Raw genomic sequence first — 8,799 nt, 5'->3', positions numbered from 1 at the left:
AAGTTCCCCAGCGCTGATGGTACTGCACTCGGTGGGGTGTGGGAGAGTAGGACACCGCCGACACATTGTTTAGAAGGGGTCTCCTTTCCCGAGTTTCGGGGAAGGAGACCCCTTCTCTGTTACGTGCTGGTGCCCTGTACGCCGTCAGTGGTTTGGTGTGATCAGTGCTGGGGTGTTCGGGTTGGGGGGCGTAATCTCGTGGGTATGGGTGGTGTGGGGATCGTCATTGTGCAGCCGTCGAAAACCGTTCCCCCCGGGCCGCTGAGCGACTGGCTCCGCACCGCGGGAGCCGACCTGGACGTTGTGCTCCCCGCCGAGGAGGCACTCCCCGCGGACTTCACCGAACACCAGGGCGTTGTGGTGCTCGGCGGCGAGATGGGGGCTTATGACGACACCGATCATCCGTGGCTCGCCGACGTCCGCAGCTTGCTCAGCCGGGCCGTCAGTCAGCGCGTTCCGGTGTTGGCCATCTGCCTCGGTGCCCAACTGCTCGCTGCGGCGACCGGCGGCCAGGTGCGCCCAGCGAAGAACGGCCCCGAGATCGGCACGCTGCTGGTGGCGAAGCGGGACAGCGCGGCGGAAGACCCGCTGTGGGGGCCGGTTCCGTTGACGCCGGACGTGCTGCAGTTCCACACCGACGAAATCGCCGTGCTGCCACCCTCGGCGCAGTTGCTGGCCTCCTCACCGAAGTGCACCAACCAGGCGTTCCGCGTCGGCGACTGCGCCTACGGACTGCAGTTCCACATCGAGACCACCCCGGACGTTGTGCTGGAGTGGGCGCGCGCGGCGCCGGAACTGGCGGCCGCGGCCCGTCCGGGGCAGCTCGAGCCCGAGCATCTGGCCGAGTTCCACGCGGATCTGGCCGAAACCTGGCAGCCGGTCGCCGAACGGTTCGTGCGGCTGGTCGGCACCCCGCCGGAGGAGCGATCCAGCAGCAGGTTCCTGCCACTGGCGTGATCCTGGCCGGGTGGGCTCTCCATCGACGCCGCAGGCGGACTACGGTTCGAACATGGCCAACAGCAACTCGTCGGCGCGATCGGGTTCGGTGCCTTCCCCCGCACGTTACGGCTTCAGCGACTCGTCGCGGGCCGAGGACCAACTCCGGCGGGCCGGCTGGTGGTCGGACGCAGGCCCGGGAGCTGCCGAGCCGATCGTCGCGGCGCTGTCCCGCACCCCCGATCCGGACCTGGCACTGCACTCCCTGGAGCGCATCCGGGAAGCCGCGGAGGCGAGCTGGCCGGAGCTGTCGAGATCCCTTGCCGACGACATCGGGCTGCGCGGGCGGCTGCTCGGCGTGCTCGGTGACTCAACAGCCTTTGCCGACCACCTCGTGGCCAACCCCGACGACTGGCGGCGGCTGCGTTCGGATGCCGTGCACCCCACTGCTCTGGCCGAGCGGACCGCGACGCTGCTGTCGGCCGTCGGCGCCCGCGGCGACGGCGTTCCCGGCACTCCCGGCGGGCCGGTGGCCGAACTGCACGGCTCCGACGCCGTGCGCGCGCTCCGCGCGGCCTACCGCGGCCTGCTCCTGGACGTCGCCGGCCACGACATGGCCAGCCTCGTCGAACCCACGCTGCCCGCGGTGTCCTACGAGAAGGTCGCCGAAGCCCTCTCCGACGTCGCGGTCGCCGCGCTGCGCGCGGCCCTGTCGGTCGGCGTCGCGGAGCTGAAGCGGTCCGGTGTGGACGAGGTGCCCCGGCTCGCCGTGATCGCCATGGGCAAATGCGGCGGTCGGGAGCTGAACTACGTCAGCGACGTGGACGTGGTGTTCGTCGCCGAGGCGGAGTCGGAGATACCGACGGCGACCCGACTGGCCAGCCTGATGATGCGGGTGGCGGGTGCCGCGTTCTTCGAAGTGGACGCTGCGCTGCGGCCGGAGGGCAAGACCGGCGCGCTGGTGCGGACCCTCGACGGTCACCTCAGTTACTACCGCAGGTGGGCGCGAACCTGGGAGTTCCAGGCTCTGTTGAAGGCGCGTCCCGTGGCAGGGGACGAGGATCTCGGGGCCCGCTACCTCCAGGCGGTGCAACCGCTCGTGTGGACCGCAGCGGAGCGCGAGGGCTTCGTGGCGGATGTGCGGTCGATGCGGCGACGGGTCGAGGACCACGTGCCCTCGGAGCTCGCCGAGCGGGAGCTGAAGCTCGGGCGCGGTGGTCTGCGGGACGTTGAGTTCGCCGTGCAGCTGTTGCAGATGGTCCACGGGCGCAGCGACGAGGCGCTGCGTTCATCATCCACAATGGACGCCCTGCGTGCGCTGGGCGAGGGTGGGTATGTCGCGCGGGCAGACGCCGCGGACCTGGTGGACTCCTACCGGTTCCTGCGGACCGTGGAACACCGCCTGCAGCTGCGCCAGTTGCGCCGCACGCACCTGTTCCCGCCGTTCGACGACAGCGACGCCCTCAACGTCCTGGCTCGCGCGGTGGGTCTGCGCTCCACCGGCCGCAACACGGCGGCCCAGGCCCTCGTCGCGGAGTTCCGCCGGCACAGCAACAGGGTTCGCCGCCTGCACGAGAAGTTGTTCTACCGCCCGCTGCTGGAGGCCGTCGCGAAGGTGCCCACCGAGGCACTGCGGCTGACGACCGAGGCTGCCGTGGAGCGGTTGGCGGCCCTGGGCTACACCTCGCCGGAGGGCGCCCTGCGCCACATCGGGGCGTTGACCTCGGGGATGTCCCGGCGGGCCAGCATCCAGGGCACGCTGCTGCCGATGCTGCTGGACCTGCTGGCGAACACCCCGGACCCGGACGGTGGTCTGCTCGCCTACCGCAAGGTGTCCGAGGCACTGGCCGAAACCCCGTGGTACCTGAGGTTGTTGCGGGACGAAGGGGTGGTCGCCGAGCGGCTGGCCCAGTTGCTCGGCACGTCGAAGCTGGTGCCCGAGCTGCTGGTGCGCGCGCCCGAGGTGCTGCGGTTGCTGTCGGACACGCAGGCGCTGGCCGAACGGGATCCCGGCGAAGCCGCGGTGTCGTTGCGCAGCACGGTGTCCCGCTACTCCGAACCGCAGCGCGCGGTGTCCGCCGCTCGTTCGCTGCGGCGGCACGAGTTGCTGCGCATCGCATGTGGTGACCTGCTCGGGCTGATGAAGCCGACGGCGGTGTTCCGCGCGTTGTCGAGCATCTGGGTGGCCGTGCTGGAGTCGGCGCTGGACGTGTCGATGCGCGACGTCGCCAGGGCGTCCGGTGGCCAGGCACCGGCCCGGATTGCCGTGATCGGCATGGGGCGCCTGGGTGGCGCCGAGCTCGGTTACGGCTCCGACGCCGACGTGTTGTTCGTGTGCGAGCCGGTCGGTGGTGCCGACGAGCCGACGGCGGTCCGGTTCGCCACCTCCGTGGTGGAGCAGGTGCGGCGGCTGCTGGGGGCGCCGAGCCAGGATCCGCCGCTGGAGGTCGACATCGACCTGCGGCCGGAGGGGCGGCAGGGGGCGCTGGTGCGGACCATCGACTCGTATCTGGCCTATTACCGGCGTTGGGGCGAGGTGTGGGAGTCGCAGGCGCTGCTGCGGGCCCGGGCCGTCGCCGGCGACCCGGAGCTGGGGGAGCGGTTCTGCCGCGCGATCGACCCGATCCGGTTTCCGGACGGCGGGCTGGACGAGGCGAAGGTGCGCGAGATCCGCCGGATCAAGGCCCGCGTGGACTCCGAGCGGCTGCCGCGCGGCGCCGACCCGGCGACGCACACCAAGCTCGGGCGGGGTGGCCTGGCCGATGTGGAGTGGACGCTGCAACTGCTCCAGCTGCGGCACGCGCACGAGGTGCCGCAGCTGCGGACCACGTCGACGGTGGACGGCCTGCGCGCCGCCGCCGAAGCCGGGCTGCTGGCCGTTGGGGACGCCGACGAGCTCATCGAGGCGTGGACGCTGGCGATGCGGATGCGCAACGCCGTGATGCTGGTCCGCGGCAAGCCGGGTGACCAGCTGCCCAAGCAGGCGCGGGAGCTGGCCGCGGTGGCGGTGGCGCTGGGCTATCCGGCCGGAGTGGACACCGGTGCGGTCGTCGACGACTACCTGCGGGTCACCCGGCGTGCCCGCGTGGTGGTGGAGCGCGTCTTCTACGACTCGTGATCGCGGCCTGGGGCCATCGGCATGGACGATCTGCGTGGGCGCGCGAGACGACCACGGCCGGATCGTAGCGACGATCGCCAAAGCAGTGGACGGACTGGCGGCGGCCCGGGAATTGGCGGCGCCGGTGCCGCGGCTGTTCCCGCAGCAATTCTTGTCGCAAACCAGCTTCGTGGCCGAGCGCGGGGACCGGATGACTTTCTCGTCGGATTTCGGTCCGCCGACCGGCCGCAGGAGGCATGCAGCCACTTTTGTCGAAGTGGATGCGCCGCGCCGGGCTCGCTTGGTGCCTTTACCCCGCTTTTGGGGGCGCGGCGTCCGGTGCTGACGACGGTCGCGGACGCGACCGGGGCGCTCCTTCGTCCGGGGAGCTCGGAAAGGGCTTCTGACCTGCATTGACGTGTGCAATATGGACCTGTCGGGCGCGATCCGGTCCGGTGCGTGGGACGAAGTGCCGCAATTCGGTAGTCCGGACGGTGCAGCGTCCGTGGCGTGGAAAGGCCGTGTCCTCATTGGACCGCTTTCAGGTCGAACCCGGTCGGCGGTCCCTGATCGGCACATTCAGCAGTAGCCTCGGCACGAAGGGGTGGTCGTCGATTGGGGGACTCGTCGATGTCCGATGAATTCGAGCTGCTCGTCGACCGGCAAGCGCTGTGCGGTGTCGGCCCGCTGTGGATGCCGGCGATCGATTGCGTTTATTGGATCGACTTCCTGCGGCGCGAATTGCACACCTACCACCGCGATTCCGGCATCGACGACGTGCGGGTGCTGCCCGGCACGGTGACGGCGCTCGGCGCGACCCGGCACGGCCAGCTGATCGCCGCCGCCGGGAACGGCTTCGCCCGCGTGCACCTGGGTCGCTCGGCGCTGGAGCCGGTGGTGCAGGTGCGCAACGGCGACCGGATGGGGGTGGGGGCCTGCGACCCGGCGGGTCGGTTCGTGGCCGGCTCGCTCACCTACGACCGGAAGCTGCGGGCCAGCGCGCTGTACGTGCTCGAAGGCGCCCGGGCTCGGCTGCTGGTTGATGGGGTGACGGCCGCCGGTGGCCTGGCGTGGAGCCCGGACGGCTCCCGGATGTACCTGGTCGACACGCGATCGATCTGGGTCTACGACTACGACGTGGACCGGGCGCGGGCGGTGTCCGGGCGGCAGTGGGTGGTGTGCACCGAGTCGGAAGGCAGCCCGGAGGGCATCGCGGTGGACGCCGAGGGCTGCGTGTGGGTCGCCATGCACTGGACCGGCCGCATCCACCGCTACGCGCCCAGCGGGGATCTGGAAACGGTGCTGTGGGCGCCGACCCGGCGGATCACCAGCCTCGCCTTCGGCGGGTCGAGGCTGGAGGAGATGTACGTGACGTCGGCCTGTTACGGCTACGACGAGCCGGCCCTGCTCGCCGACCCGTATGCCGGTTCGCTGCTGCGGTTCCGGCCGGGCGTCGTCGGTCTCCCACCAGCACCGTGGCAGGGCATCTGAGCCGCTAGCGAACCCGAGGCTCTGCGCAGGCGTGAGCCCCGGGCAGCGGAAGGGCCCGCCAACCGGGCGGCTGGCGGGCCCTGTGCGTCAGGATGCGATCACACGTCGAAGTACAGCGCGAACTCGTGCGGGTGCGGGCGCAGGCGGATCGGGTCGATCTCGTCCTCCCGCTTCAGCGTGATCCAGGTCTCGATCAGGTCGGGGGTGAACACGCCACCCTCGAGCAGGAAGTCGTGGTCGGCTTCCAGGTTGTCGATGACCTTGGCCAGGCTGTCCGGCACCTGCGGGACGTTCTTGGCCTCTTCCGGCGGCAGCTCGTAGAGGTCCTTGTCGATCGGCTCGGCCGGCTCGATCTTGTTCTTGATGCCGTCCAGACCGGCCATCATCATCGCGGCGAACGCCAGGTACGGGTTGCCGGACGGGTCCGGGCAGCGGAACTCGACGCGCTTGGCCTTCGGGTTCGAGCCGGTGATCGGGATCCGCATGCACGCGGAGCGGTTGCGCTGCGAGTACACCAGGTTCACCGGGGCTTCGAAGCCCGGCACCAGGCGGTGGTAGGAGTTCACCGTCGGGTTGGTGAACGCCAGCAGGCTCGGCGCGTGGTGCAGGATGCCGCCGATGTAGTACCGCGCGGTGTCCGACAGCCCGGCGTATCCGGACTCGTCGTAGAACAGCGGGTTGCCGTCCTTCCACAGCGACTGGTGGGTGTGCATGCCGGAGCCGTTGTCGCCGAACAGCGGCTTGGGCATGAAGGTCACGGTCTTGCCGTGCTGCCACGCGGTGTTCTTGATGACGTACTTGAACAGCTGCAGGTCGTCAGCCGCGTGCAGCAGGGTGTTGAACTTGTAGTTGATCTCGGCCTGGCCACCGGTGCCCACCTCGTGGTGCGCGCGCTCGATGGTGAAGCCGCAGTTGATCAGCTGCTTGACCATCTGGTCGCGCAGGTCGGCGAAGTGGTCGTACGGGGAGACCGGGAAGTAGCCGCCCTTGTAGCGGGTCTTGTAGCCCCGGTTGCCGCCCTCCTCGTCGCGGCCGGTGTTCCACCAGCCCTCGACGGAATCGACCTCGGCGAAGGACTTGTTGGCGTCCTCGCCGAACTTCACCGAGTCGAAGATGTAGAACTCGGCCTCGGCGCCGAAGAATGCGGTGTCCGCGATGCCGGACTCGGCCAGGTACTGCTCGGCCTTGCGGGCGATGTTGCGCGGGTCCCGGCTGTAGGGCTCCAGAGTGAACGGGTCGTGCACGAAGAAGTTGAGGATCAACGTCTTCTCGGCACGGAACGGGTCCACCCGCGCGGTGTAGGGGTCCGGCAGCAGGAGCATGTCCGACTCGTGGATCGACTGGAAGCCACGTACCGACGAGCCGTCGAAGGCCAGGCCCTCGGTGAACGCGTCCTCGTCGAACGCTGCGGCGGGCACCGTGAAGTGCTGCATCACGCCCGGCAGGTCGCAGAACCGGACATCGACGAACTTGACGTCCTCATCGGCGATGAAGCGCAGGACCTCGTCAGGATTCTTGAACAACCTCGGTGGCTCCTTCACGCACTCGTACAGCTCACCGACGCCACGCCATGTTCCGCCGCCGGCTCGCCGACCACGGTATGTCACGGGTGTTGCCCGGTCGTCACCTCGATGTTTCGCGGGCGTTAACTACCACCTGTTCGGGTGGTAGGAGGTGCGCGCTCGGCCCATCGCGGTGCTCCGCCCGGCAGCACCGGCGCGGCACGTACCCTGAATGACGTGCGGAGAGTCATCGGCTCGTGGCTGGACGGCCCGAGGAGCGCCCTGAGCAACGCGCGGCGGCAGGCGGACGAGACGCGACCGAAGTGGCGGGGCGAGAAGCTGGGGCTGCCCGCCGAGGGCCCAGGGTCGGCCGCTTCGCCAGGGCGGCGCCTGGTGGCGTTTTTGGTCGACATCGTGCTGGCGGCGCTGATCACCGCCGCGTTCACCGCGCCACACTTCCCCGGCGACTGGAGCCTGCTGACCTGGTTTGTGATCACGGTCATACCGGTGAGCTTCTTCGGCGCCACGCCCGGCATGGCGCTGGTGCGGATCTGGGTGGCGCGCGTCGACTCCACCGCGATGGTGGGGGTGCCGCGGGCGGTGCTGCGCTGCGGCCTGACGCTGCTGATCATCCCGGCGGTGCTGTGGAACTTCGACGGCCGGTCCTGGCACGACCGGCTCAGCGGCACCATCGTGCTGCGCCGCTGACCGTCCTTGAGATGACCGAGCGGGCCCGGGAGCGTTCCCGGGCCCGCTCGGGTGGTGCGGTCACTTCGCGCGGCGCACGGCGCGCTGCACGCTGCGCATCCTGGCGCCCGGGGGCATGGGGCCCTTGGGCAGCGCGTTGCCGCGGTTGGCCAGCGCCGTGAGCCGGTTCTCGATCGAGTCGATCTGCGCCGGGCCGATGTTGCGCGGCAGCTTCATGATCCGCTGCTGCAGCTTGGCCAGCGGCACCTGGCCCTCCTCCCGGCCGACAATGATCTCGTAGATCGGGGTATCGCCGACCAGCCGAGCGACGCGCTTCTTCTCCTGCGCCATCAGCGACCTGACGCGGTGCGGGGCACCCTCGCCGACCAGCACGATGCCCGGACGGCCGATCAGCCGGTGCACGGCGTCGAGCTGGGCGGTGCCCGCCACGGCCTGGGTCAGCACCCAGCGGCCGCGCAGGTTGTCCAACGCCCAGCCGGCGGCGCCGGGCTGCCCGTCCGCCTTGCGGTAGACGGTGGCCTGCACCCGCCGACCGAACACGATCACCGCGGCGAGCAGGCCGAAGGCCAGCCCGACCGGGAGGAAGACCCAGTGCAGGCCCCAGATCATGCCCAGCAGGAAGACCACGACGGTCACACCGAGGAACGCCGCGAGCATCAGCGGGAGGAGCAGCTTGTCCTCCCGGCGTTGCATCTTGAACGCCTCGAAGATCTGCTTGACGCGGCCCCGGGTTGCCTCGCGCCGCTCTTTGGCCGCCGCTTTCTTGGCGGCCTTGTCCTGCTTGGCCATGCATTTCAGGATACGGCGCGGCCCGCGCCGGGTGGAGGCGCGGTGCGGATGCGTGACCGACGCGAGTCCCGCCACCGAGAACTGATCGGGTGACGATAGCAGGGCGCCTTCGGTCGAAGGCGCCCTGCGCGGCGGAGGGGCTCAGTGGGTGAGTAGGTTGGTGGCTTCCTGGGCGGCGGTGCCGGCCTGGGCGAGGTGGGCCAGGTTGTCGGGTAGGGGCATGCCGCGGTGCAGGGTGGCCTTGGCGTACAGGCGGCCGGCTCGGTAGCTGGAGCG

6 protein-coding genes and 1 pseudogene are annotated in these 8,799 nt (G+C 70.1%); 4 read left to right on the top strand and 3 right to left on the bottom strand.

All coding sequences use genetic code 11. The features are described 5' to 3' along the window. Positions 1 to 204 precede the first annotated feature (204 nt). The 3 genes from IEY17_RS24870 to IEY17_RS24860 all read left to right on the top strand — a co-directional run bounded on the left by IEY17_RS24870 (position 205) and on the right by IEY17_RS24860 (position 5,524). Complete coding sequence (locus IEY17_RS24870; RefSeq protein WP_188991895.1) at positions 205 to 957, top strand: type 1 glutamine amidotransferase; 753 nt, start codon at positions 205 to 207, stop codon at positions 955 to 957. 52 nt (positions 958 to 1,009) lie between these two features. Further along, positions 1,010 to 4,054, top strand: a complete 3,045-nt coding sequence (locus tag IEY17_RS24865; protein ID WP_188991893.1) for a bifunctional [glutamine synthetase] adenylyltransferase/[glutamine synthetase]-adenylyl-L-tyrosine phosphorylase — start codon at positions 1,010 to 1,012, stop codon at positions 4,052 to 4,054. 609 nt (positions 4,055 to 4,663) lie between these two features. After that, positions 4,664 to 5,524, top strand: coding sequence for an SMP-30/gluconolactonase/LRE family protein (locus IEY17_RS24860; RefSeq protein ID WP_188991891.1), 861 nt, complete (start codon positions 4,664 to 4,666; stop codon positions 5,522 to 5,524). Positions 5,525 to 5,622: 98 nt separating this feature from the next. On the opposite strand, the gene glnA is transcribed toward IEY17_RS24860, so the two are convergent. After that, positions 5,623 to 7,047, bottom strand: coding sequence for a type I glutamate--ammonia ligase (glnA, locus tag IEY17_RS24855; RefSeq protein WP_188991888.1), 1,425 nt, complete (start codon positions 7,045 to 7,047; stop codon positions 5,623 to 5,625). Positions 7,048 to 7,263: 216 nt separating this feature from the next. Between glnA and IEY17_RS24850 the strand changes: the two genes are divergently transcribed. Next, positions 7,264 to 7,734: an RDD family protein gene (locus IEY17_RS24850; protein ID WP_188991886.1), complete on the top strand. Its 471-nt coding sequence runs from the start codon at positions 7,264 to 7,266 to the stop codon at positions 7,732 to 7,734. Positions 7,735 to 7,794: 60 nt separating this feature from the next. Here the strand turns inward: IEY17_RS24850 and IEY17_RS24845 are convergent, their stop codons facing one another. Next, positions 7,795 to 8,523 carry a DUF4191 domain-containing protein gene (locus IEY17_RS24845; RefSeq protein WP_188991884.1) on the bottom strand — a complete coding sequence of 243 codons (729 nt, stop codon included), beginning with the start codon at positions 8,521 to 8,523 and terminating at the stop codon, positions 7,795 to 7,797. A 141-nt stretch (positions 8,524 to 8,664) separates the two neighbouring features. Further along, positions 8,665 to 8,799: pseudogene (locus IEY17_RS24840) on the bottom strand (lipoyl synthase); the annotation flags it as partial.

Origin of the sequence: Saccharopolyspora thermophila (assembly GCF_014646075.1) — a bacterium.
In the GTDB taxonomy this organism is placed as follows: Bacteria; Actinomycetota; Actinomycetes; order Mycobacteriales; family Pseudonocardiaceae; genus Saccharopolyspora; species Saccharopolyspora thermophila.
Note: the sequence above shows the minus strand (reverse complement) of the source record. Positions and strands in the feature narration are given on the sequence as shown.